Origin of the sequence: Ekhidna sp. (assembly GCF_965221965.1) — a bacterium.
Lineage (GTDB): Bacteria > Bacteroidota > Bacteroidia > Cytophagales > Cyclobacteriaceae > Ekhidna.
Genome location: NZ_OZ244926.1, coordinates 286345 through 311295, shown reverse-complemented (window position 1 = coordinate 311295; position 24951 = coordinate 286345). Strand labels below are relative to the sequence as shown.

25 protein-coding genes are annotated in these 24951 nt (G+C 41.9%); 18 read left to right on the top strand and 7 right to left on the bottom strand.

The features are described from left to right. Positions 1–188: 188 nt before the first annotated feature. Positions 189–1445 carry an amidohydrolase family protein gene (locus tag ACOQON_RS01495; RefSeq protein WP_420577162.1) on the top strand — a complete coding sequence of 419 codons (1257 nt, stop codon included), beginning with the start codon at positions 189–191 and terminating at the stop codon, positions 1443–1445. A gap of 63 nt (positions 1446–1508) precedes the next feature. Here the strand turns inward: ACOQON_RS01495 and recA are convergent, their stop codons facing one another. Then, positions 1509–2504 carry a recombinase RecA gene (gene recA, locus ACOQON_RS01490; protein ID WP_420578670.1) on the bottom strand — a complete coding sequence of 332 codons (996 nt, stop codon included), beginning with the start codon at positions 2502–2504 and terminating at the stop codon, positions 1509–1511. A gap of 251 nt (positions 2505–2755) precedes the next feature. Between recA and ACOQON_RS01485 the strand changes: the two genes are divergently transcribed. Then, entirely contained in the window at positions 2756–2980 is a 225-nt protein-coding gene (locus ACOQON_RS01485; protein ID WP_420577161.1) for a hypothetical protein, read from the top strand. A 71-nt stretch (positions 2981–3051) separates the two neighbouring features. Further along, positions 3052–3666 carry a SiaB family protein kinase gene (locus ACOQON_RS01480; protein WP_420577160.1) on the top strand — a complete coding sequence of 205 codons (615 nt, stop codon included), beginning with the start codon at positions 3052–3054 and terminating at the stop codon, positions 3664–3666. A 181-nt stretch (positions 3667–3847) separates the two neighbouring features. Here ACOQON_RS01480 and ACOQON_RS01475 read toward each other — a convergent pair whose 3' ends face one another. Then, positions 3848–4174, bottom strand: a complete 327-nt coding sequence (locus ACOQON_RS01475) for a GIY-YIG nuclease family protein (RefSeq protein WP_420577159.1) — start codon at positions 4172–4174, stop codon at positions 3848–3850. Between the two features lie 183 nt (positions 4175–4357). Beyond that, a complete protein-coding gene (locus ACOQON_RS01470; protein WP_420577158.1) occupies positions 4358–4771 on the bottom strand; it encodes a hypothetical protein in 414 nt (137 codons plus the stop codon). A gap of 72 nt (positions 4772–4843) precedes the next feature. On the opposite strand from ACOQON_RS01470, the gene ACOQON_RS01465 reads away from it, so the two are divergent. Further along, a complete protein-coding gene (locus ACOQON_RS01465; protein WP_420577157.1) occupies positions 4844–5863 on the top strand; it encodes an aminopeptidase in 1020 nt (339 codons plus the stop codon). A gap of 58 nt (positions 5864–5921) precedes the next feature. Here the strand turns inward: ACOQON_RS01465 and ACOQON_RS01460 are convergent, their stop codons facing one another. Next, positions 5922–7445 carry a S8 family peptidase gene (locus ACOQON_RS01460; RefSeq protein WP_420577156.1) on the bottom strand — a complete coding sequence of 508 codons (1524 nt, stop codon included), beginning with the start codon at positions 7443–7445 and terminating at the stop codon, positions 5922–5924. A 323-nt stretch (positions 7446–7768) separates the two neighbouring features. On the opposite strand from ACOQON_RS01460, the gene ACOQON_RS01455 reads away from it, so the two are divergent. The 7 genes from ACOQON_RS01455 to tsf all read left to right on the top strand — a co-directional run bounded on the left by ACOQON_RS01455 (position 7769) and on the right by tsf (position 12894). Then, the gene (locus ACOQON_RS01455) at positions 7769–8455 is read left to right on the top strand and encodes a response regulator transcription factor (protein WP_420578669.1); all 687 of its coding nucleotides are present in this window, start codon (positions 7769–7771) and stop codon (positions 8453–8455) included. A gap of 16 nt (positions 8456–8471) precedes the next feature. Further along, positions 8472–9551: a sensor histidine kinase gene (locus ACOQON_RS01450; RefSeq protein WP_420577155.1), complete on the top strand. Its 1080-nt coding sequence runs from the start codon at positions 8472–8474 to the stop codon at positions 9549–9551. Continuing rightward, on the top strand, positions 9544–10266 hold the full coding sequence (locus ACOQON_RS01445; protein ID WP_420577154.1) for an RluA family pseudouridine synthase: 723 nt from the start codon (positions 9544–9546) through the stop codon (positions 10264–10266). The genes ACOQON_RS01450 and ACOQON_RS01445 overlap by 8 nt, the downstream gene beginning before the upstream one ends. Positions 10267–10356: 90 nt before the next feature. Beyond that, entirely contained in the window at positions 10357–10800 is a 444-nt protein-coding gene (rplM, locus tag ACOQON_RS01440) for a 50S ribosomal protein L13 (protein WP_420577153.1), read from the top strand. 6 nt (positions 10801–10806) lie between these two features. Continuing rightward, on the top strand, positions 10807–11193 hold the full coding sequence (gene rpsI / locus ACOQON_RS01435) for a 30S ribosomal protein S9 (RefSeq protein WP_420577152.1): 387 nt from the start codon (positions 10807–10809) through the stop codon (positions 11191–11193). Positions 11194–11199: 6 nt separating this feature from the next. Beyond that, positions 11200–11967, top strand: coding sequence for a 30S ribosomal protein S2 (gene rpsB / locus ACOQON_RS01430; protein WP_420577151.1), 768 nt, complete (start codon positions 11200–11202; stop codon positions 11965–11967). A 96-nt stretch (positions 11968–12063) separates the two neighbouring features. Next, entirely contained in the window at positions 12064–12894 is an 831-nt protein-coding gene (gene tsf, locus ACOQON_RS01425; RefSeq protein WP_420577150.1) for a translation elongation factor Ts, read from the top strand. Positions 12895–13404: 510 nt separating this feature from the next. On the opposite strand, the gene ACOQON_RS01420 is transcribed toward tsf, so the two are convergent. From ACOQON_RS01420 to ACOQON_RS01410, 3 genes are read right to left on the bottom strand one after another with little or no spacing between them, the layout of a single operon-like run. Continuing rightward, the gene (locus ACOQON_RS01420) at positions 13405–14358 is read right to left on the bottom strand and encodes a zinc dependent phospholipase C family protein (RefSeq protein ID WP_420577149.1); all 954 of its coding nucleotides are present in this window, start codon (positions 14356–14358) and stop codon (positions 13405–13407) included. A 50-nt stretch (positions 14359–14408) separates the two neighbouring features. Beyond that, positions 14409–15119: a zinc permease gene (locus ACOQON_RS01415; RefSeq protein ID WP_420577148.1), complete on the bottom strand. Its 711-nt coding sequence runs from the start codon at positions 15117–15119 to the stop codon at positions 14409–14411. Between the two features lie 48 nt (positions 15120–15167). Continuing rightward, a complete protein-coding gene (locus ACOQON_RS01410; protein WP_420577147.1) occupies positions 15168–16196 on the bottom strand; it encodes an FAD:protein FMN transferase in 1029 nt (342 codons plus the stop codon). 69 nt (positions 16197–16265) lie between these two features. Between ACOQON_RS01410 and ruvB the strand changes: the two genes are divergently transcribed. From ruvB to ACOQON_RS01375, 7 genes are all read left to right on the top strand, one after another. After that, positions 16266–17291: a Holliday junction branch migration DNA helicase RuvB gene (ruvB, locus tag ACOQON_RS01405; protein ID WP_420577146.1), complete on the top strand. Its 1026-nt coding sequence runs from the start codon at positions 16266–16268 to the stop codon at positions 17289–17291. Between the two features lie 37 nt (positions 17292–17328). Then, on the top strand, positions 17329–17916 hold the full coding sequence (locus ACOQON_RS01400; protein WP_420577145.1) for a superoxide dismutase family protein: 588 nt from the start codon (positions 17329–17331) through the stop codon (positions 17914–17916). 27 nt (positions 17917–17943) lie between these two features. Continuing rightward, on the top strand, positions 17944–18876 hold the full coding sequence (gene queG / locus ACOQON_RS01395) for a tRNA epoxyqueuosine(34) reductase QueG (RefSeq protein ID WP_420577144.1): 933 nt from the start codon (positions 17944–17946) through the stop codon (positions 18874–18876). Positions 18877–18891: 15 nt separating this feature from the next. Beyond that, a complete protein-coding gene (locus tag ACOQON_RS01390; protein ID WP_420577143.1) occupies positions 18892–19494 on the top strand; it encodes a trimeric intracellular cation channel family protein in 603 nt (200 codons plus the stop codon). Between the two features lie 44 nt (positions 19495–19538). Then, positions 19539–21662, top strand: coding sequence for a M3 family metallopeptidase (locus ACOQON_RS01385; protein ID WP_420577142.1), 2124 nt, complete (start codon positions 19539–19541; stop codon positions 21660–21662). A 137-nt stretch (positions 21663–21799) separates the two neighbouring features. After that, positions 21800–24235 carry a zinc-dependent metalloprotease gene (locus ACOQON_RS01380; RefSeq protein WP_420577141.1) on the top strand — a complete coding sequence of 812 codons (2436 nt, stop codon included), beginning with the start codon at positions 21800–21802 and terminating at the stop codon, positions 24233–24235. 195 nt (positions 24236–24430) lie between these two features. Continuing rightward, entirely contained in the window at positions 24431–24925 is a 495-nt protein-coding gene (locus tag ACOQON_RS01375; RefSeq protein ID WP_420577140.1) for a SixA phosphatase family protein, read from the top strand. Positions 24926–24951: the final 26 nt, after the last annotated feature.

Here is a 24951-nt window from a genome sequence, read left to right as displayed (position 1 = left end):
CCAAAGACCAATCTTGGTTGTAAATACCAAACCCGACAGGTTTTTGAAACCTCTCGGGTTTAATACTTACAACTCTCCCAAAATAAAAAACGGTTAATTTTACTGGTGTAGTTAAACAATGGCTATGTTTTAAAGAACACATATCCACATTTATGAAGGATTCCAACCTCTTGTTCAATCTGAAAGTCATGAAGCGAATCACACTGCTAGTTTCAATCCTACTTCCTCAACTCATTTGGGGTCAGTCTACCATTCTGAAAAATGTGAATATCGTGGACGTGATCAATGAACGAGTTAATTATAACCAAACCATAGAGGTCAAATCCGGACGTATTATCCATATTCATGACGAATCTTACATAGGAAAGGAAGGTGACTCAGTGGTTGATTTATCCGGGAAATACGTGATGCCGGGTTTAATTGATAGTCACACTCATATCGAACACAGTGCTTATTGGAATAAGGAATTGAAATACAATCCGCCGAGAGAACATTTGCTGGAGTTGTTAAACCATGCATTGCTTGGAGGAGTCACGACCATTAGAGAAATGGCGTGTGATGTAAGAGTTGTTGGCGAGCTCAGCAGAGCTGCCCAACTAAACCTGATTCCTTCGCCGAATATCATTTATCCATCTGTGTTTGCGGGCCCTGATTTTTTTAAAGACCCCAGATCCATTGCGGGTGCCCTCGGTGAAACCGCTGGTAACACCTCCTGGTTTCGGGCCATTGAAGATGATACGGATTTAGCTCAGGTCATAGCAGAAGCCAAAGGAAATGGTAGTGATGCATTAAAATTATATGCCTTGCTCAGTCAGGAACAGATAAATGCAATAACCAAAGAAGCAATAAATCAGGATATGATGATCTGGGGGCATGCATTTACCCACTTCGCAAAACCATCCGAAATTATCGCAAGTGGTATCAACGATATCTCTCATGCACCCTTACTCATGTATGAAATATCGGATAAGCCCGATTACGCATCGTACACAGCTGACGATAAGCGCTTGGATAGTCTTTTTCATCTGATGAAATCAAATAATGTAAGCCTTGATCCTACGGTATTCATTTTTGAAGTAATACCAAGATTAAGTGATATGACAACTGCTGTTAGAAGCATCACACGGCATGCGAATGAAGCTGGGGTGCGGGTAATAGCAGGAACAGATTCCATTAGCGCATACAAGGAAGAGCCATATCCTTTCATACACAATGAAATAGCCAATTACGTTGACCTATGTGATTTCACTACTATGGAGGCTATTCAATCGGCTACCATCAACCCGGCTATTACCTTGAATTTAGCGGACGAAATCGGATCCGTAGATATAGGTAAAAAAGCGAATTTTATTATTCTTGAGCGAAATCCGTTAGAGGACATCCAAAACACCAGATCAATTATCATGACCATCAAGGATGGAATTGCTTATCAGCGAAAGGAATAACTAAATCAAAAAAAAGGTGAGCGTCTCCACTCACCTTCTTTACTACGATTAAGGATTATCTCTTTATCCGTTTAGTTTCTCTTTGATCTTTTTCTCCAGCTCTTCCATCAGCTCGGGGTTGTCTTCGATCAGCGCTTTTACCGCATCACGGCCCTGCCCCAGTTTGTTTCCGTCATAAGAAAACCAGGATCCGGATTTCTGGATCACATCCAGCTCCACCCCAATATCCACAATCTCACCACTCTTGCTGATGCCTCGTCCATACATGATGTCAAACTCTACCACCTTAAACGGAGGGGCCACCTTATTTTTCACCACTTTCACCCGGGTTCGGTTCCCCATCACATTATCTGCAGACTCTTTGATCTGGCCTATTCTTCGGATGTCCAGACGGATGGACGCATAGAATTTCAGCGCGTTACCACCGGTGGTCGTTTCCGGGTTTCCAAACATCACCCCGATCTTCTCCCGAAGCTGGTTGATGAAAATACATGAGCAACCCGTCTTGTTGATGGTACCGGTGAGTTTTCTTAAAGCCTGTGACATCAGACGTGCCTGAAGACCCATCTTGCTATCACCCATCTCGCCTTCCAGCTCGCCTCGTGGCACCAATGCAGCCACCGAGTCAATCACAATGATATCCAGCGCACCGGATCGGATCAGATGCTCGGCAATCTCCAGTGCCTGCTCACCATTATCCGGCTGGGAGATCAATAAGTTTTCCGTGTCAATGCCCAGCTTTTCCGCATAGGTCTTATCAAAGGCGTGCTCCGCATCAATGATAGCGGCCATCCCTCCGGCTCGCTGCGCTTCGGCAATGCAGTGCATGGCAAGGGTGGTTTTACCGGAAGATTCCGGACCGTATACTTCTATGATCCGTCCACGAGGAATCCCCCCTACGCCAAGCGCCATATCCAGGCTCAGGGATCCGGTGGAGATGGTTGGTACGTCCATCACCTTCTCGTCGCTCAATTTCATCACGGTCCCTTTTCCGTAGGTTTTTTCCAGCTTATCGATGGTGATCTGTAGGGCTTTCAGTTTGTCTTGTGATTCGGCCATATGTGCGTTGGGTCTATTTTTAAAATCAGACAAAATTAGTCTTTTAACCTTGCCCGAAAAAGCTATTTTGCTAAAAATATTAGGAAAACGTAAATCTTTCTTATTTGCTTCAAAATAAGCATAATGCTTATCCACTTCTAGGTCTTTTCACTTGATTATCTAAGGATTTCGCCCATCCATCGAAGGTAACAAACTCCGCTCCATGATTTGAGTTACTATTGTTCAGAGAAATTAAACCACTATTTACCGCCATGATGCACGCTATACTTATTAAAAATGAAGGCCTGATGTATTCGGTCTCGTTTCCATCACGGACATCTTTGATTGATTTCATTGAAACAGACATTCAGCACACCCGGTCATCATTTGATCACAAGGTGATGATCTATGAAGATCAGCTGGACAACCTCAGAAATTGGGCGTCTGCCAAAAATCTGGAGACACTGGAGTTTAATCACACGCAGGCGAGCGCTTAAAACAGACCCGGTTTATTTCATCTCATCTCCTTCTTCGTTAACTTGTCGTCCCATCAATCCTATCATCAACCATGGATAATGCTGGATACGAACAGGTTTACAAACAGCTAAAGCATCTTAAGACCGTCATCTCTTTCAAAAAGATGATGACAGAATCTCATCTCAATGTTGTATTTATGGGCAATGTGACCCAGGCCACCATTGATGGGATCACCGACATGATCTCCGAAGACCTGAGCACACGCAATGAAAACAGGCGTGTCACCAAGCGGGTCTATCATGTGATGATGGAGTCTCTCCAGAATATTTGTAAACATGCCGATAGTCAATCCGATGAAGAGTCAAACTCACTTGAGCACGGACTAGTGAAAAAAGGCATCTTCCTGATTGGGCACAATGAAAGTGAGTACTTCATTACTACCGGAAACAACATCGAAATAAAAAGTGCAGTCACGCTACGTGATGTGCTTGACAACATCAACTCACTGGATGCAGATGGCATTAAACAGTTATACCGTGATGCTATGATGAATTCCGAATTAGGTGATACCGGGGGTGCAGGTCTCGGTTTTATTGATATCGCCAAAAAAACCGGTACAAAATACGAGTACTATTTCGAACCGGATAGTGAAACTTCCTGCTTTTTTATCCTGACGATGCGGGTGGCTAAGGATACAGAAAACTAAATAATACCGTCATTCCTGAAGAGGAATCTATCCAGACTTTGAAAGTTGCTCTATAAAAGCCAATATCACCTTTTCTTCCCATAGACTCCCTGCGGGAGTGACTATTAAATTAATACTTGTTTTTACTACTAGAAGTCATTCCCGAAGGGAATCTATGACCTGGAAGAATGAAACTAAATTACTACCTGAAAGTCCTTTCAGGATTGGGAGGCCACTCCATTATGCTGCTATTTAGGAAATGCCAATTGGGGTTTTCTGTAGCGATTAGTTCCTCCTTTTCTTTTCGAGTCATTGCCTTTATCTCATCCTCTCTTTCAATTGCTTGTGATGGTGTTGGAAACCTTTCATAGTAAAGCAGAAAATAGCAATAGTATCTTCCTGCAAACGTTCTTGGATTCCCTCTATTCAAAAAGTGTTCAACCACTCTTTGTTCCAAATCATTCGACATACCCGTATAAAGAACTGTTTTACGAGGATTGGTTGTGATATAAGCGAAATAGTTTCCCAATTAAATCTAATCCGTTGTTACATACTTCAAAGACTCCCTGCGGGAGTGACCTTTAAATTAACATTTTGCTCTACAACAGATAGTCATTCTTCAAGGGAATCTATCATCCACTTTATTGCTACTTCGTATTGTTCAAATGGATACAATTTATTTCATAAACTCCCTGTGGAAATAATATTTAAATTATTGCGAGTCAATCCCATTCGCTACCTGCTCTTCCTTTGGAACATAATGAATGGCATAAATCATATATCCACCCAGAGCTGTTCCTATCGGAAATTTGAAAAGCAAAATGACCGCCGGAACGATGGCAAATTTCTTCCCCCAGCTTTGCTCAGTTGCCAGACCATACCCGGAAATCAAAAAGATGAAAGAAGAGACTGTCTGAATGATCGGTAGCATATAAAGGAGGTTGGCCGGCGGACGTACTTCCAGAAAAAGCACATCAAAATCCCGAAGATCCATCCAGAAATCGCTGTGACTGATCATATCTACAAAAAAGAAGGTGGAGATGGAAACAGGTACGAGAATAAACCCGATCACAATAAATATTTTCCCAATAATGCGTAGGTTGTTGTCGTGATTTTTTAAGTCCATGAGTGAAAAAGGTTAATTTCATTACTATGCATTGCAAGGTATCTTACGATAAACAATAAATAAAGTTGTAGCATGATAAAAAAAGCGAGTTGGGGCATTATCATTCTGATTACCATTCTGATCATCACCTTTTGGGAAACCTTAGCCTATGGGGTCAGACAGGCAAAAGGCCAGCTGGCTATTACTTTAAACACCCAGCCCATTGAAGAGGTATTACTGGATTCCACTGTCGCCGATAGTATCAAGCAAAAAATACGAGTAGTCCAGGAGGCAAGAGTGTTTTCGTTTGATCAGTTGGGATTAGAGAGGTCATCGAACTACACGTCCTATTATGATCAAAAAGGCGAAGTAGCCCTTTGGAATTTATCTGCGTCAAAACCTTTTGCTCTTGAGCCTTATACATGGTCGTTCCCGATTCTTGGTTCTTTTCCATATAAAGGATTCTTTGATCCGGAACGAGCGAAAATAGAGATGGATGAACTGAAGGCTGAAGACTATGATGTTAGGGTACGTCCGGTGAGCGGATGGTCTACATTGGGATGGACAAGTGACCCGATTCTTTCCAACATGCTGGAACGGCCGGAAGGTGCACTGGCAGAGCTGATTATTCATGAATTAACTCATTCCACGCTGTTTGTCAAAGACAACATTGAATTCAATGAGAACCTGGCCTCATTTATTGGCGAAAAAGGTGCCGTTCTCTTCCTGAATGAAAAGTACGGTAAAAATTCTGCTTCATATTTCGAATACATCATTGGAGAAGAAGATCACAGAACCTTCAGAGATCAAATGCTCTTGGCCACTCGCAAGCTGGACTCATTATACAAATCGTTTGATGAATCAGTGAGCGACTCACTGAAGTCAGTCAAAAAGCATATCCTGATAGACCAGATCATGAATTCAACAGACACGCTCCACTTTCATGATCCCCGTTACTACCAGATATTTCATTCCGGCCGTCCAAATAATGCTTATTTCATGTCGTACCTCCGGTATTATTCATCCAAAGATTCATTGGAAGCACTTTTAGTTGACCAATATGATAATGATCTGAAGTTATTTATTGAAGGCATGAAAGCATTTCATGAATAAAAAAACACCAGAGCAATGCCCTGGTGTTTTCTAGTTTGGTGAGAGAATTAATATAATCTTAGTAATTCACAGCTGCTGCAGCGTCAAGTGTGCCCCACCCAAACGAAGAACTTCGGTTTGGATATAAGTCAGCAGTCTGCTTCATTTTGTTCAAAACCTGATCACGGCTCATACTCGGATTCCTGGCCCAAACAAGGGCAGCAATTCCCGCTGCAGTAGCTGTAGCTACAGAGGAGCCTCCAACGGTTGATGGTTGATTTCCGCTCATCGCAAGGGAAAGTGGGTGATTATTCGAACCACTTCTTTCCATGATGATAGTGAAATCTACTTTGCTACCTGAATGACATACATCGCAGCGTGTATACCCACTTTCTTTGATTCCGGTTACTGCTACAGTTTCATTCATGGATGCCGGGAAGATCACTCCATACCAGTTCGTCCAGGTTGTAGATGTCCCCGCTGCGGCAAAAATCAATTTTCCTCGTCCATAAGCATACCTGACAGCATCGGCTACCTTGGAGTTTGAGAATACATCACCAATTGACATGCTAATGATTTTCACATCACTTCTATTGCCGAGATAAACAAGTGCATCTGCTACACCGGTTTTTTCGCTTCCTCCATTGATCACTACATCACCGGTACCGCGCACAGCGACCAGGTTAGCATTATATGCCACACCTACCGAAGAACCATCTGTACTTCTTGGGGCTGCCATTACTCCTGCCATGGCTGTTCCGTGTCCACAATCATCGTCCGGGCCATCAGGATTGGCCCACCACCACCATGAACTCACATAGAAGCCGTATTTATTAACATACCTTCCGCTCGAATAGCCGGAGTTAAAATTGCTATTCAGATTGTCCTGGTTTGGTGAGATTCCCGTGTCAATCAATCCAATTCCAATTCCACTCCCGGTACTGGAGTTCCAGGCATTTACTACATTATTGGCATAAAGATGCCAGGATGCTTTGGCTCCCGGCGCTATGTTTACATAGTCACTGGATGGCAATCCATAATTCGGATCATTGCTACATCCTTTGCTACTTTCTGTTCTTCCTCCGTCTGCTACCGGAAAATCCACCTCGTATCCAAGCGGTTCTGCATATCTGACAGAAGCCAAAGATCTAAGGTATTTAACTGCTTCAAGGCTACTCACCTTCATATCTATGAAGGGCAATACCTCATGCTTTTCCAGAATAAGATCTGTTTCCTGAAAGGAGCTATTTTCTCTCTGTAAAATTGAGACCGTGTTATCAATAAGCTCATTTGAAACGGAAACCCAAGCCTCTTGCTGAATATCTATCTGCGAAATGCGGCCATTAATATCGACCTCACCCACAGGTTGGTATCCAACAGTAAGAATGGAATCGCTATGAATTAAGGCACTCCAGATCATTTCGTCAGACACTTCCCTCCAGTTAAACTCATCATTGTTTTGCAGTGAGCCAATGATGGTGTCGTCAATTTCAGATTTTGCAATGGGATCTTGCTGCTCGATTACAGGTTTTACATCGGACTCGTTATTACACGCAAGCAATAAAAACCCGAGCAACACCAAGCTGATTTTAGTGTTTGTCATTACGATTAGGTTAAAGTTGTTAAACATTAGATTCTACAAACAAATAGTATGCATGCAGAGTATTTATGTTTCAATTTAACCAAAAAAACCAAAAAATACACAACCTTATTTGGTCTCTGGTAATCGAGACCAAATTCAGCATCCATTTATTTTTTGCTTTACCAAATTGTTATCATTTTAACAACCAGTTGATTTCTGAGTAATTTTGAATATCGTTGATGATAACTCATGAAGTGTATCAAATTACAGTTCACTGAGGTAAAAAGATTATCTAACGGTTAAGTACATTTTAAGTGAAAGTTACCCAGGAAACCAATCCGGAAATGGCGAGGCACAATCAAAAAATCTTAGTAGTAGACGATGAGTCAGACATACTCGAGCTTCTCAAGTACAACCTAACGAAAGAAGGTTACGACGTAAAAACTGCCAGTGATGGTATCAAAGGAGTAGAAGTGGCTAAAAGCTTTATTCCGAACTTGATTCTGCTGGATATAATGATGCCAAAGCAAGACGGAGTGGAAACCTGTCGCCAAATACGGGAACTGCCTGAAATGGCAAACACGTTTGTGATTTTCCTAACAGCCAGATCAGAGGAATATTCGGAAGTGGCGGCATTTGATATGGGGGCCGATGATTACATCACCAAACCCATCAAGCCACGAGCTCTTGTGAGTAGGATCAATGCATTATTTCGAAGAGATTCGAAAAAGAAAAAAGAATCCAACACGATCACGATTGGTGACTTAATAGTAGATCGTACCAGCTATACCGTCACAATCGACGATAAAAAAATCTCATTACCCAAAAAGGAATTTGAGCTACTATACTTCCTGGCGCAAAATCCCGGAAAGGTCTTTGGCAGAGACGAATTGCTCCAAAATATCTGGGGAACGGACGTGTATGTTCTCGCCAGAACAGTGGACGTGCATATTAGAAAGGTGAGAGAGAAGATCGGAAATGATCATATTACAACAGTAAAAGGCGTAGGATACAAATTCGACGCTAATTGATTATATATTAGCCCCTATGCAATTCAATTCCCGGGCGATAGCGTTATTACTGGCGTTGTGCGTGGCGACCATCACCACCGCATTCTTGTATTTGGTACCCGGCATCACCACAACCTCGATAGTAATTGCATTCCTATTATCATTTTCTTCCTCTTACATTTTAGTTCGTTTGGTTCTCGAGTTTCTCTTCTTTCGCCAGATCGAAACCATCTATGAATCGCTAAAAAAACTAAAAGAGAGCGAGATCACACTCAGAGGCAGGGCATCCTCTGTAAACCCCCTCAAGAGAATCAACCGGGAAATATCCAGTTTTGCAAGAAGCAAGGAAAGAGAGATTGAAGAACTTAAAGAGCGGGAAAATTTTAGACGTGAGTTTATCGCTGATGTCTCTCACGAGTTGAAAACACCCATTTTCGCAGCACAAGGGTTTGTGCACACATTACTGGATGGAGCGATAAATGATAAAGAGGTGAGAAAAAAGTTTCTTAAGAAAGCAGCAAGAAGCCTGGATGCTTTGGATTTATTGGTTCAGGATATTCTCACTATATCACAAATAGAGTCCGGAGAGATCAAAATGCATTTCGAAAATTTTGACATGCGCGAGATGTGCAATGAAATACTGGAGCAGCTTGAAGATAAGGCCGATAAAAAGGGTGTTGAGTTGAAGATGACCAAAAAATACAAAGACCCGATTATTGTCAGAGGAGATTACCGTCGTATCTACCAGGTGATGCTGAACCTGATTTCCAATGCAATCAAGTACACCAAGAAGGGCGGTCAGGCCAAGATAAGCTTTAAAGAAATGCCGAATGAGCGAATCCGGATCACTGTTACTGACAATGGCCGTGGCATACCAGACTCGGATATTTCACGTATTTTCGAGCGTTTTTACCGGGTAGAGAAGAGTAGGTCCAGAGAAAAAGGTGGTACCGGACTTGGACTGTCCATTGTAAAACACATCCTGGAAAGCCATGACTCAGAAATATTTGTTGAAAGTGAATACAAAGTGGGATCCACTTTCTATTTCGAATTAGAGAAAGCCAACTACATAGATAAAGTGGACGAGGGATGGGAAGAGGAAGAAGACTATGCATAAAAATCTTAAAAATATTTCATTCAGTGACCTGATCATCACTGAAAACGACAATTATATACTGGTAAATAAACCCCCATTCATTGCCAGCCTAGATGACCGTGTAGATAACAAAAACTTATTAAGCCTGGCAAAAGAGATCAATGAGGACTATCAAATCTGCCATCGGCTCGATAAAGAAACCTCCGGAGTTGTGGTGTTTGCCAAAAACCCGGATGCCTATCGACACTTTGCCATTCAATTAGAAAATCGTGAAGTCAAGAAAGTGTATCACGCAGTAACCAATGGGTTACATAGATTTGAAGATTTTGAAGCAGATGAGCCACTTCTCACTACCTCCACCAAATCACGGGTTGATTTCCGTGCAGGCAAGCCGGCATTTACGCTGATTAGCACATTGGAGGTTTATAAAAAACACACGCTTGTAAAGTGCTTTCCAGTAACTGGACGTATGCATCAGATTCGAGCCCACCTCGCACATCATGAAGCTCCCATTGTAAATGATCCCGGATACGGTGGTGATTCGGCCTATTTGTCTGAGCTGAAAAGAAATTACAATCAAAAAAAATGGGAAGAAGAAACTCCCATGATTAATCGTGTAGCTTTGCACTCTTACCAGGTTGCTTTCAGAGATTTAGATGATCAGGTTGTAGAGGTAGAAGCAGAGTATCCGAAAGATTTCTCGGTGTTACTCAAGCTCTTAAGGAAATTTAATTAGAGCACCGGGTTTGTTTTCTCAAAACAAACTTCTATTTTTGTGTCCCTTTTTCAAGAGGACAGATTTTGACATTATAAAATCAATATAAAATTGGATACTAACAGCTTTAAAACTGTATCATTAAACAGTGCAACTGTAGAGAAGAATTGGGTGATCGTAGACGCTGATTCTCAGATACTTGGAAGATTGGCAAGTGAAGTTGCTAAAATGATTCGAGGCAAGCACAAGCCATCGTATACTCCTCACGTAGATTGCGGAGATAACGTAATTGTGATCAATGCTGACAAAATCAGATTGACAGGAAGTAAGTGGACCGACAAGCAATATGTTCGTCACACTGGCTATCCGGGAGGTCAGCGTATTGAAACGCCAAATAGCATAAAGGCCAAGTCCTCTACTATTTTAATTGAAAAAGCAGTGAAAGGTATGCTTCCTATCAACAGACTTGGAAGACAGCTTTTCAAAAATCTATATGTATATGAGGGTACCGAACATCCTCACGCAGCTCAAAAACCAAAAGAAGTAAAACTATAAACCTGAATGGACAGAATTAATACCATAGGAAGGAGAAAGACCTCAGTAGCTCGTATTTATATGACGAGTGGGAAAGGTGTAATAACCGTAAACGGTAAGGAGCTTAATGTCTTCTTCCCTTCCGAAATTCTTCAAACCATCGTTAAGCAGCCACTTGCAAAAGTGGAACAAGATGGAAATTTCGACATTGATGTAAACGTGACTGGCGGAGGACCTGCCGGACAAGCTGAGGCAGCCAGACTGGCAATTGCTCGTGCACTTACAGAAGTAGATGCTGAGTTTAGAAGCCCACTTAAGTCTGAAGGTTTCTTAACCAGAGACTCAAGAATGGTGGAGCGTAAGAAGCCAGGTCGGAGAAAAGCAAGAAGAAGATTCCAGTTCAGTAAACGATAATTTGAGATGCAAAAACTAGAACATAAAGATCTATTAGATGCAGGTGTTCACTTCGGACACCTAACCAGAAAGTGGAACCCTGCCATGGCTCCATACATTTTCATGGAGAAAAATGGCATCCACATTATCGACCTTCACAAAACACTTGCGTGTCTGGAGGATGCTACAGAAGCAATGAAAGCTGTGGTGCGATCAGGACGTAAAGTCATGTTCGTTGCTACCAAGAAGCAAGCGAAAGAAGTAGTAGAGCAAGAAGCACAGCGACTAAACATGCCATATGTGACTGAAAGATGGCAAGGTGGTATGCTTACCAACTTTGCTACGATCAGAAAGTCATTAAAGAAAATGGCTGGTATCGAGAAGCTGATGAAGGAAGAAGCTTACCAGAACATGGCAAAGCGAGAGCGATTGATGATCAGTCGTGCAAAAGCAAAACTTGAAAAAGTACTGGGTGGTATCTCTGACCTGAACAGACTTCCTGCGGCTCTTTTCGTGATCGATATAAAGCGAGAGCATATCGCAGTAGCTGAAGCTCAGAAATTAAATATTCCAGTATTCGGGATTGTAGATACAAACTCTGATCCTTCAAAAATCGATTACCCGATTCCAGGCAATGACGATGCATACAAGTCAATCAAATTGATTACAAGCTATGTGGGTCAGGCACTTGAAGAAGGATTGTCTGAGCGTAAGAAAGATAAAGAAGAGCAGGCTCAGGTGGAGGAGCAAGCAGCTAAAAAAGCAGCAGACGAAAAGTCTGAAGTAGCAGAGTAAAATCTAAAGACCATAAAATCTTAACATAAAGATTGAACATTGATGGTATCGGTGTTCAATTTTTGTTTGTAGAAAAATTAAAACCAAGAAAATAAAATGGCTATTACAGCACAAGACGTAAACAAACTAAGGCAAATGACTGGTGCCGGCATGATGGATTGCAAAAAGGCACTTACAGAAGCAGATGGCGATTTTGACAAAGCAGTTGAACTTTTGAGAAAAAAGGGACAGAAAGTATCTGCTTCTAGAGCAGACAGAGAAACTTCTGAGGGTGTTGTATTTGCCAAAACCAACGATTCAGGTACCGAAGGTGCGTTGATCGCATTCACTTGTGAGACTGATTTCGTTGCTAAAAACGATGAATTCATTCAGCTTGGAAATAAGATTGCAGAAGCAGCTTTTGCTGAGAAGCCTGATAGCATTGATGCATTGAATAGCCTAAGCCTTGGAGACTTGACCGTAGGTGAAAAAATCGTTGAGCTTACAGGCAAGATTGGAGAAAAACTAGAGGTAAAAGCGTTTGAAGTGCTTACTGGTGAAGCTGTAGTTCCATACATCCACATGAATGGCAAGCTCGGTGTAATGGTAGCATTGAAAAATGTGAATGGTGCTGATGTAGAGGAAGCTGGAAAAGACGTTGCAATGCAGATTGCTGCTATGAACCCTGTTGCTGTAGATAAGGATGGTGTTGATCCGGCGATCGTTGAGAAAGAAATTGAGATCGGGAAAGAGCAGGCACGTGAAGAAGGTAAACCTGAGGAGATCATTGAAAAAATCGCTATGGGTAAGCTGAATAAGTTCTATAAAGAAAACACATTGCTTAGCCAAGCCTTCGTAAAAGACAACAAGCAATCGATCGCTCAATACCTGGATTCAGTATCTAAAGGATTGACTGTATCAGAATTCAAGCGAGTTTCTATCGGGTAATCTGTGAAATACATCAAAATCACAAAGGTCATCTATCCTATAGATGGCCTTTTTTTATTTCCAATCACCTCAAAAACAAGAAAAATCGATACCTTAATTCATCGATTTTATACCTGATTACATCCCCTACCTACAGGCTACTGATCGATCTGTGGAAACATAATCTTCAAAAAAGGGTATCAAGAAGTGTGCACTTAGATAGCTTTTTTCGAATTATTTCAATAAGCAAAATGCTTATAAGCATCTAAGAGTAACCCCCATTCTTAATAAGAATGGATATTTAGACTTTTACTAAAAGAAACTATTATGGAAAAACAGGTGAATTATATAGATCCGGCCATACTTACTCGCAAATTTGTTAAAACCGGAACATTAGTAAGAATAGCATCGCTTGGAATTGCCTACTTGGCACTCATAGCAATGTCTTTATAGGGTCTTTTCAACCAGCAAGACCTGACTTAGCCAAGGAAAGTATGCCTTGGCTTTTCTTTTTTATGGCTCTGAGGTGCTTTAATCACCATCTATCCCGGCTTCATGATTTCTAAGCTTCATTTCGGGATTTACCACAAATATTGAATCCTGAAGCTGTACATCAACCAATAAATCAGTAAGATCCGGCTGACCAGCCTTCACCCAACAGCTGAACCAAAAATCGCCCACCATCTTAATTGAAGCTCGCATACGTCTCTCCACCATTCCATTCAATTTTCGATGGTAGTCTTTTGAAAAATCATACGAATGAGTCCTGATGGTAGAGTTACCTCGCTCCTCATAACCATACTTTTTCGATTCCGGATACTTTTTAGTAAGCTGTTTCTCGAACATGAGCACTGAATCCAAAGCCTCATGAGCTTTTACAACCGCGTCCCATGCATACAGTTGAAGATTTTCTACATATTCAGCTTTTCCCGTGAGTACATCATAGTCATCTGAAAAAAGCTCCGGTAATCGGGACTCCCAAAAGCCGTGAATTCCGTATTGACCAGTCAGTTGACCATTGTAATTTTCGGTAGTATGTAAAGGCACATTTGCATCTGCTACATAGTGCCCCATATCCGAGGAGAGCCTTAAAATCTGATCTGCATCTTTATTCTTAAATGCCTCAATGAGCCAATAAGTCATTCGGTTGATATGGTAAGGCACTATTCCATAGGCCTGCAGAGTATCTTCTGTATATTTTTCTACTGCGTCACTCCAATATCTGGGCATTTTATACACCGCAGAGTCACCATACACATCCACATCTATGTAATGCCTTGGTGCTTCATTTTTCACTGCATACCTCCGCATGTCCGGGTTGACCGCCTTTTCTGTGATGTATTGAATGTTCTGCTTATAAAAAATGATCATCTCGGGCGGCAATGTGAATACTGCCAACCGATTAATCTTTCGATGTGCAAAGAATCCCCAGCTTTGAGAAAAAGATGGTAATACAACGGCCACAATAAGAATAAGAAGCCTCATTTCTGAAAGTTAGAGAAATTAGTGAATTGTACGTTATAGATCCAGAAGCATTAAACCATAAACTCTACCAAGATAGCCAACACCGCACCCAATAAGCTGATCAATATTTTATTCAGTCCGAAATGGTGATCAGGGCTGGCCTCCACAAAAATGGTCGTTGAAATGTGAAGAAAACTACCACAAACAACCGCAAATACGATGAGGAGTGCATCAGCAGACAGCAATAGAATATCACTTAAAAGTAGTCCGGCAGGTGATGCCAGACTAAACAAGATTAGCAGATATAATGCTCTTTTACCAAGCCCCTGCATGGTGGCCATAAGTGCGAAGGCAGCAGGCATTTTATGAAGAACAATACCAAGCAATAATGAGTATGATTCATGTTTTTCATGAAAGGGGGAGTCATGCGTAAGCAAAGTGCCCTCCAACAAGCTATGCACCATTAAGGCAATGATGATGGAAGCCCTTCCGCTGGTGGATACGGCTTTATGTGCATGCACATGTCCGTGCTCTACACCAGAAGAAAAGTATTCCAAAAGCTGTTGAACAAAAAAACCGATTAGCACATACAATCCGATAGTTGATGGATCAGTGCTTATGGAAAAGAGCTCCGGAATAATGTGAATGATTGTTATGGCGAACAAGTAAGAACCAGCAAAAATGAGGGGTAATCGCAGGTTCTTTTGCATCCCCGGGACAAAGTTGATGCTTAGTCCGCCCAGGAGCGTACAAACGATAAGAATGACAATGGTTAAAAGCATGAATGATTGGTTAGGCTTTCGAGAGAATAAAACTGCATCTCAAATATTTTAATTCCCTTTCGTTTTATTCATTTCCAAAAATGGCTGAATGCCCGCTGAAACAAAACTTTCTATCCCATTTTCAGTGCGATAGATCAAAATAGCATCCAAATCCTGACTAGCTACGATTTCTTTTGAATACTCCAATCCCAGCACCATAAAGGCTGTGGCAAATGCATCTGCAGTCATGCAATCAGAAGCAAACACAGAGGCACTCAATAAATTATGTTTCGCAGTATAACCAGTCCGAGGGTCAATGATGTGAGCAAAAACCTTCCCATCCTTTTCATAATAGTTCCTGTAGTTTCCGGATGTCGCGAGAGACCGATCTTTAAGACGTACGATAGCCAGTAATCTCTGCTCTGAAGTAGCAACAGTTGGATCCTCAATACCAAGCGACCATGCTTTGTTCTCATCGTTTTCTCCCCGACACCTTACCTCTCCTCCTATTTCCACCATGTAGTTTTCTATTCCTTTACCCTCTAGCAACTCAGCCACGACATCCACAGCATACCCTTTAGCTATCGCACTAAAATCAATTTGAAAATTCTCCGGGACAGTGACCTGATTGTCATCAAAGTTTACCTGATCAAATCCGACCATTCCTCTCAAAGAATCAACTTTGGTAGAATCCAGTTTTGGAATGCTTTTATTAGGTCCAAAACCCCAGGCTTGTACAAGTGGACCAATGCTGGGATCGAATGTGCCATTTGTTTGGGCAAAAACAGCTTTGCTCGCACTTAATACAGGGTAAAAAAATTTCGATTCATACTTCAGCGTACCCAAACGATTCAGTCGAGAAATCTCCGAATCAGGAATGTAGGTAGACAAAGACTGATTAAAATCAACAAGTTCCCGCGAAATCAATGAATCCAATCCATCCACTTCAGTCGCCACGTATTTCACATTGTAAACAATCGTGCCCATGGTTTGACCCTGAATGTGATGTAAACGAGGAGTATTTTTCCTTAAGTAAGAAACAATAACAAAGGTCACTGCAAGACCTACTCCGAAAATGACTAATCGCTTTTTGTTCATATCACCATTTGTTGCCGCAAAGCTAATTCAATCAGGCTTCAATCGCTTTGTGAGTTATATTTGAGGACGATGAGAGAAGACTACTTACAAGCGGATGGAGAGGGGATGGAATCCTCGGAGAAAGAATTTGAAAAGGCGCTAAGGCCGCTCTCCTTTTCTGACTTCAGTGGACAGAAAAAAGTAGTCGACAACCTTAAGATATTCGTTGAGGCGGCAAAGCAACGTACCGAGCCACTTGATCATGTTTTACTTCATGGACCACCTGGACTTGGTAAGACCACCCTGTCATTCATTATCGCGAATGAACTTAACTCTAATATTAAGGTCACTTCCGGGCCCGTGCTGGACAAAGCAAGTGAACTTGCTGGTTTACTTACCAACCTCGAACCACACGATGTGCTATTCATTGATGAAATCCATCGCTTAAATCCGGTGGTCGAAGAGTACCTCTATTCCGCCATGGAAGACTATCGCATCGACATTATGCTGGATTCAGGTCCGAATGCGAGATCCGTTCAAATTGAGTTGAATCCATTTACACTCATCGGGGCAACCACACGCTCGGGACTACTTACCTCTCCTCTTCGTGCTCGATTTGGCATCAATGCCCGACTAGAATATTACGACGCAAAATTATTGACCACAATCGTTGGGCGATCAGCAGATATCCTCAATTCAGTTATTGATGAAGAAGCAGCTTTTGAAATCGCACGAAGAAGTCGAGGTACTCCACGTATTGCGAACAATCTACTGAGAAGAACACGGGATTTCGCACAGATTAAAGGTGATGGAGCCATCACACTTGACATCTCCAAAATGGCACTGAAAGCACTCGATGTAGATGATCATGGATTAGACGAGATGGATAATCGCATCCTATCCACAATTATCAATAAATTCAAGGGTGGACCAGTCGGATTAGGGACTATTGCAACAGCCTGTGGTGAAGAAGCCGAAACGATCGAGGAGGTGTACGAGCCCTTTCTGATACAGGAAGGATACATCAAACGAACCTCTAGAGGTAGAGAAGCGACAGAATTAGCTTATAAACATTTAGGAATTATACCTCCTTCGCAAACCGGATCGTTGTTTTAGTGGTTTGATTTTTGTGGATTGTTTATTCAAAAAAATTATGAGAGTAATCGCCCTTCTTTTTTTGGCTCTGCTACTTTCCGAATGTAAAGAGGAAAAAGAACCCGGTCCAAAAACATTTGCAGCAGCCGATATCTACTGGGTGAGTTCTGAGGACGGCACCAGTTACACGAAAGGGGAATGGATGGGAAATGCTTCATTTGTCTATCAGGATGGAGTAACCACTCTTGAAGTAAGCCTGAGTGATATGGAGCCAAATTCCTCGCACGCGATGCACCTCCACCAGGGCACACTGGAAGAGCCGGGAAGACATTGGAACAAGGGAAAATTTATCACTTTTTGTGACTCCATAAGTATGGGTAAGCTATGGCAAAAACCCTTTGCAGGTGATGTTGGAAACATTGAGATTGATGCAGAAGGAAATGGGTCATTTACTTTACAAACGGACCTGTGGAGCCTAGGCACGGAGGATGATGGAGACATCTCTGGTACTGTTCTCTTCATTCACGAGCAATTTGAAGATTTTGAATATGAATGCGACCCAACACATGATCACCCTCCCGGAGGGCATATGAATCCAAAAATTGCCGGAGGTACAGTGGTTTTAAATGCTGAGTTACTCCAATAACACATTAATTCCTTTCTTTGGGATGAAATGCAATCCCAACCCACAAAAAATGCTTCCTTCATAAAACAAGTTGCTTCAGAACTTGATTTTTCCTTTTGTGGCATATCTAAAGCTGAGTTTCTTGAGGCAGAGGCTCCTCGATTGGAAGAATGGCTTAAGCGAGGTTATCAAGGAAAGATGGGATACCTCGAAAATCATTTTGAAAAGCGTCTTGACCCTACGATGCTTGTACCCGGTGCTAAATCTGTTGTTTCGCTTGTATACAACTACCATCCGGATAAAATCCACGAAAGTGGCGATAAACCCAAAATCGCTAAGTATGCCTATGGTCAGGATTATCACTTTGTAATTAAAGACAAGTTGAAGACTTTCATGAACAGAATCCAGGAGGAAATTGGAGACATAGAAGGTCGCGTTTTTGTGGATTCAGCTCCTGTACACGAACGTGCATGGGCGGCTAAGAGTGGCGTTGGATGGGTTGGCAAAAACTCCCTCCTACTCAATCGGGAAATGGGAAGCTTTTTTTTTCTAGCAGAATTAATCATTGACCTTGAATTGGAACCAGATGGTCCCATGAAAGACTATTGCGGCACCTGTACCGCATGTCAGGATGCCTGCCCTACAGATGCCATCCCTGAACCCTATGTCGTTGACGGTAGTCGTTGCATCTCCTATTTAACGATTGAACTCAAAGATGAAATCCCATCCGAATTCAAAAACAAAATGGATGGATGGGCTTTTGGATGCGACATCTGCCAGGATGTGTGCCCATGGAATCGCTTTTCAAAACCACATAATGAACCTGCTTTTACGCCACAGGGCTGGGAGAAGTTTTCTAAGCAGGATTGGCAGGAGATGACCAAAGAAGTTTTTCAGAAAGTGTTTAAAAAGTCTGCAGTAAAACGGACAAAATTTGAAGGCCTCATAAGAAACATAGAGTTTCTAAAATCAGACACTTAGTCGTACTTTCGCCCTGTGACTATTCTTTATTTCATCGATATCGTAGGGACAATGGTATTTGCTATCTCAGGAGCACTTGCCGGCAGAGATAAGAAGCTTGATTTCTTCGGTATAGCTGCCGTAGGGCTCATTACGGCCATCGGTGGAGGTACGATGAGAGATATTCTTTTAGGAAGCACCCCTGTTGGCTGGATGAATGACTTGATATACTTAATTATGATCGGGTCAGGCATCCTCATCTCATTGCTGTTCGGAAAGGCTGTATTGAAATTACGAAGGACTTTTTTCATGTTTGATACTGTTGGAATCGCTGTATTCACTGTCCTCGGGCTACAAAAAGCACTAACTATCGGTGTGCATCCGGTTATCGCCATTATGATGGGAATGGTATCAGCTGTATTCGGCGGGGTGATCCGTGATATTGTTTGTAATGAAATCCCACTCATATTCCGCAAAGAAATCTATGCACTTACCTGCCTTTGCGGAGGCATCCTTTATGTCATCCTTCAGCGATTCGGATTAGATCAGGGGTGGAATATTCTGATCACCGTACTTTTCATTGCCTCTTTCCGTATTCTGGCTGTCAAATTTAAGTGGCAATTGCCGGATATTTCCTGAGGCAGGTCTTTTCACTAAATTTACCCTTCAACCAAGAAACCTTTATGATGAAAAAAATCATTTACGTAATTATCGCTGGAGTTCTATTCAGCTGTCAAACTCAATCTGAAAACACAGACATGCAAACAGAAAATCCATTCTATCAGGAATGGGATACCCCCTATGGCGTGCCACCTTTTGATCAAATCAAGGATGAGCACTACATGCAGGCCTTTGAAGACGGCATGCAACAGCAACTTGATGAAGTAGCAGCCATTGCCAGCAACCAAGAAGAACCAACATTTAAAAATACCATCGAAGCATTTGAAAAATCAGGAGATCTTTTGACCAAAGTAGGAGGTGTATTTTTCAATCTATCCTCCGCAAATACCAATGATTCCATACAAGGAATTTCTCGCGTAATTAGCCCTAAGCTATCTGCTCACAATGACAATATTTTCCTAAATGCTGATTTCTATGCGCGGGTAAAGGCCCTGTTTGATCAACGTGATGAACTGGATTTAACGGTAGAGCAAGCCAAACTTCTAGATAATTATCATACACGCTTTGTTCGTGCAGGAGCGGCACTTAGTCTTGAAGAGCAGGGAAAAATGCGTGAACTAAATGAACAGCTTTCATCATTGTCAGTCCAGTTTGGAGAAAATGTCCAGAAAGAAGACAATAAGTTCGAGATGCTCATAGAAAATGAAGCAGATCTGGACGGCCTATCTGACAACATTAAAAAGGCAGCCCGAGAAGCTGCTCAGGAAAGAGGCTACAATGAAGGTTGGTTATTTACTCCTCATAAGCCAAGTATGATTCCTTTCATTACTTATTCGAATAATCGAACCCTAAGAAAGCAGCTAAAAGAAGGCTATATCTATCGAGGAGACAATGATAATGAACTGGACAACAAAGAGCTCGCACGAAAACTAGCAAATGTCCGTCTGGAAAAGGCTAACCTTTTGGGTTATGAAACCTGGGCTGATTACATCCTCGCTGAGCGTATGCTGGACACACCTGATAAGGTTTACAACCTTTTGGATAAAGTATGGCCTGCTGCACTTGAAGCAGCTAAACAGGAAAGAAACTCAATGGTTGAAATGGCATTCACATTAGATCATGACGTAACAGATATTAAACCATGGGATTGGTGGTACTATGCTGAGAAAATCAAAATGGAACAATACAACCTCGATGAAAACGAGATTCGGCCATACTTAAAAGTTGACAATGTCATCAACGGAACGTTCACATTAGCCAATAAGCTATTCGGACTGACTTTCGAAGAACAAACTAACATTCCTAAATATCATCCTGACGTTCGCACCTACACAGTGAAGAATGAAGCAGGTGAATTGATTGGGATATACTTATCTGACTGGTTTTACAGAGGAAGCAAGCGCGGTGGTGCATGGATGAATACCTTCCGTGATCAAAGCAACATGGGTGGTGAAAAAGTGATTCCTATAGTAACTAACGTAGGGAATTTCACGAAACCAACCGGAGATACACCTTCACTCCTATCCCAGGACGAAGCAGGAACACTATTTCACGAATTTGGTCATGCACTTCATGGACTACTTTCCGAATGCACCTACCCGTCCATCTCGGGTACATCTACTCCAAGAGACTTTGTGGAGTTCCCTTCTCAGGTGATGGAAAACTGGGTGTTTGAGCCGGAGATGCTCGAGTTGTATGCTTTTCACTACGAAACCGGAGAAGTGATGCCAATTGAGTTGGTTGAAAAAATCAAGAATGCAGGGAAGTTCAATCAGGGATTTGCCACCGTTGAATACATGGCAGCTGCTTATCTGGACATGGCTTATCATTCCATCACTGAGCCAATTGAAGGTGACATTGACGCCTTTGAGAAAAAAGCAATGGATGAAATCGGGTTAATTGATGCGATCGTTCCAAGATATAGAACCGGTTATTTCAGGCATGCTTTCGGCAGCCCTGAAGGTTATTCTGCAGGATACTACAGCTACCTGAATTCTGAAGTGATGGATGCTGATGCATTTGGAGCATTTAAAGAAAGTGGCCTATTCGATAAGGAGACAGCCAATGCATATAAGGAACACATTCTTTCTAAAGGTGGCACACGGGATGCAATGGAAATGTATGTTAACTTCCGAGGTAGAGAGCCAAAATTTGAAGCTATTCTGGAAAGAAGAGGGTTTAATTAAGATTTAAATAATCATACTATTCCAAGGCCGGCATTTGCTGGCCTTTTTTATTTATCAACATACCGCTCAAATAAAAATTAATCCAATTCCTGTGCTTCGTGGTTAAGTTGGCATTCGAAAATTAAACCCAAAAGAGTATGAAAAGAGTACTAATACCTTTGTTGGCACTGGTATTTTTAGGTGTGTCGACAGATTTGGACGCACAGAAAAAGAAGAAGAAAAAAGATGAAACAGAGCAGGAAGCTCCTAAAAAGAAAAAAAATGGACTTAAAGATTATTCAGAGGTCATTACAGATGAAGCAATTACCGATGATGGATTAATTACTTCCCATCAGGTCGGTGATGATTTCTATTTTGAAATTCCCGCAGATCTATTAGAAAAGGAAATCCTTATCGTCTCCAGAATTGCCGGTCACGTAAAGGGTTTGAACTTTGGTGGTGCCGGAATGAAATCCAGACCTCAGCAAGTTATCAGGTTTCAAAAAATGGGTGGAAAGATCCTGATGCGATCTGTTTCTTACAACAACGTGGCAAAAGAAGATGAGCCAATATATACCTCCGTAAAGAATAACAATTTTGAGCCTATCATCGAGTCATTCTCATTGGAAACTATGAAGGATGACTCATCTGCTTATGTAATAAAAGTGACGGATTTCTTCTCTAATGACGTTCCAATGATCGGTGCACTTAGGGATTCTGAGAGAAAACGTTTCAAAATCAAGGGAGTAGATAAGTCACGCTCTTTAATCACATCAGTAAAATCATTTCCGGAGAATGTAGAGGTACGACATATTTTAACATACAGAGGGGATGAGCTTCCTGATAATCAGCTTACAGAAACACTATCCATCGAGATGAACCAATCGATGATTCTCCTCCCTGAGGACCCTATGGTTCCAAGATACCACGATGATCGGGCAGGCTTTTTCTCGTTGCGTCAGATAGACTATAGTGCCGATGAACAAAAGGCTGCACAAAGAAGATTTATCACTAAATGGAGGCTGGAACCAAGCGACTGGGAAGCGTACAACAGCGGTGAGGCAGTTGAGCCAGTAAAGCCAATTATATATTATATCGATCCAGCTACTCCGGAGAAGTGGAGGAAGTACATCAAACAAGGGGTCGAGGACTGGCAAGTAGCTTTTGAAGCGGCCGGATTAAAAAATGCTATACTGGCTAAAGATCCTCCAAGTAAGGAAGAAGATCCGGAATGGAGTCCTGAAGATGTCCGATATTCAGTGATCAGATACATAGCAACTGATATTCAAAATGCACAAGGCCCACACGTTCATGATCCCCGTACTGGAGAAATCCTTGAAAGTGACATTCTGTGGTATCATAATGTAATGAACCTCCTTCGAAACTGGTATTTCATCCAAACCGCAGCAGTAAACCCTGAAGCACAAAAAACCAAATTTGACGATGAGTTGATGGGTGAATTGATTCGGTTCGTGGCTGCCCATGAGGTAGGTCACACACTTGGATTCCCCCACAATATGGGGTCATCTCCAGCTTATACCGTAGATCAGTTGAGAGACAAAGCATTTACCGACTCTCATGGTGTAGCGCCTTCCATTATGGATTATGCAAGGTTCAATTATGTGGCTCAACCGGAGGATGGCATCACCAACTTCTTCCCGCGTATTGGTGAGTACGATATGTGGGTGACACAATATGGTTACAAGCCAATAGCGAATGTAAGTTCACCGGATGATGAGGAAGACATTCTAAACGCATGGATTCTGGAGAAAGCAGACAACCCACTTTACAGATTCGGACAACTCAATGGAGTGGACCCAACTTCACAAACAGAAGATATTGGTCACGATGCAATGATTGCAAGCGAACTCGGCATTCGAAACCTAAAGCGAATTGTCGATAAATTGATGGAATGGACGAAAGAAGAAGGTAAAGACTATGAAGAACTGGAAGAGCTGTATGGTCAGGTAGTGAATCAATTTAATCGCTATACCGGTCATGTGGTAACTAATGTGGGTGGTGTTTACCAATACTATAAAACAGCAGATCAGGACGGTGCAGTATACACCCATGTTGAAAAAGACAAACAAGAACGAGCGGTGAAATTCCTGAATGAGCAATTGTTCTCAACGCCAAACTGGCTGGTAGATGCAGAGATTTTAAGCAGAATCCAGCAAGATGGACTTGTAGATCGAATGAGAGGTATTCAAACCCGAATTCTTGGTCGCCTTACCAGGGAAGAGATGCTCATGCGAATGATAGAGAATGAAGCATTAAATGGTAATGACGCTTATACAGTCACAGGCCTATTCACAGACATGAGACAAGGTATTTGGGGTGAATTGTACAATGGACGAACCATTGATACCTATCGAAGAAACCTACAAAAAGAACATGTTGCGCGGCTTGGTGAGCTGATGAATCTGGAAAAAGATGAATTTGCAAACTCCGATATTCCATCCATTGCTATGGCTACTTTGAATAGACTGGAAAGGGATGTGAGAAGCGGACTATCCAGACAAAATGATGCCACTTCTCGTTATCACTTACAAGATATTCAGAAACGCATTGATTCGATTTTGAATCCTAAGTAAATAAATTTTTTAACCGCAGAGAAAAACAGAGAACATCCTCTAAATGCTCTGCGGTTTTTTCTTTGAGCTTCTTGGGGGTAAATTTCACTGTATGAAATGAGCATGATTGCGATATACACTAAGAATATTGCCCATGTAATCCCCTGTCTGCCGACAAGCAGGCATGTATGCCATTGAAAATTAAAAACCAGACACATGAAAAAGCTACTCATTATTACCTTCCTTTTTGCTTTTGTGATTGTTTCTTACTCGCAAAACCAAACAATCTTTATTCTTGTCCGCCATGCAGAGAAGGCAATCGACGGAACAAACAATCCTCCACTTAGTGAAGCCGGCCTTCAGAGAGCCAATGATTTAGCCGCCCTTCTGGCTAACCAGAAAATCGATGCACTTTATAGCACTCCGTTTATAAGGACAGAAGCCACGCTCATACCAATAGGGAGAGATAAGGGCATGGAAGTAAAAAATTATGACCCCTATGCAGGAGCAAGTTGGCTTTCAGAAGCCCTGAAAAAACATAAAGGGGGAACCATTGTGATCTCTGGCCACTCTAATACCATTCCGGGTTTAGCGAATGCTCTTCTCGGAGAAGAAACATTTCAGCAGTTTGACGATAACGATTATTCAAACCTGATCATTATTGTGACAAATGAAGTGGGGAAAGGGAAGTTGGTGAGGTTGAAGTTTTGACACTCTCCTAATCTCCCTCAAGGGAG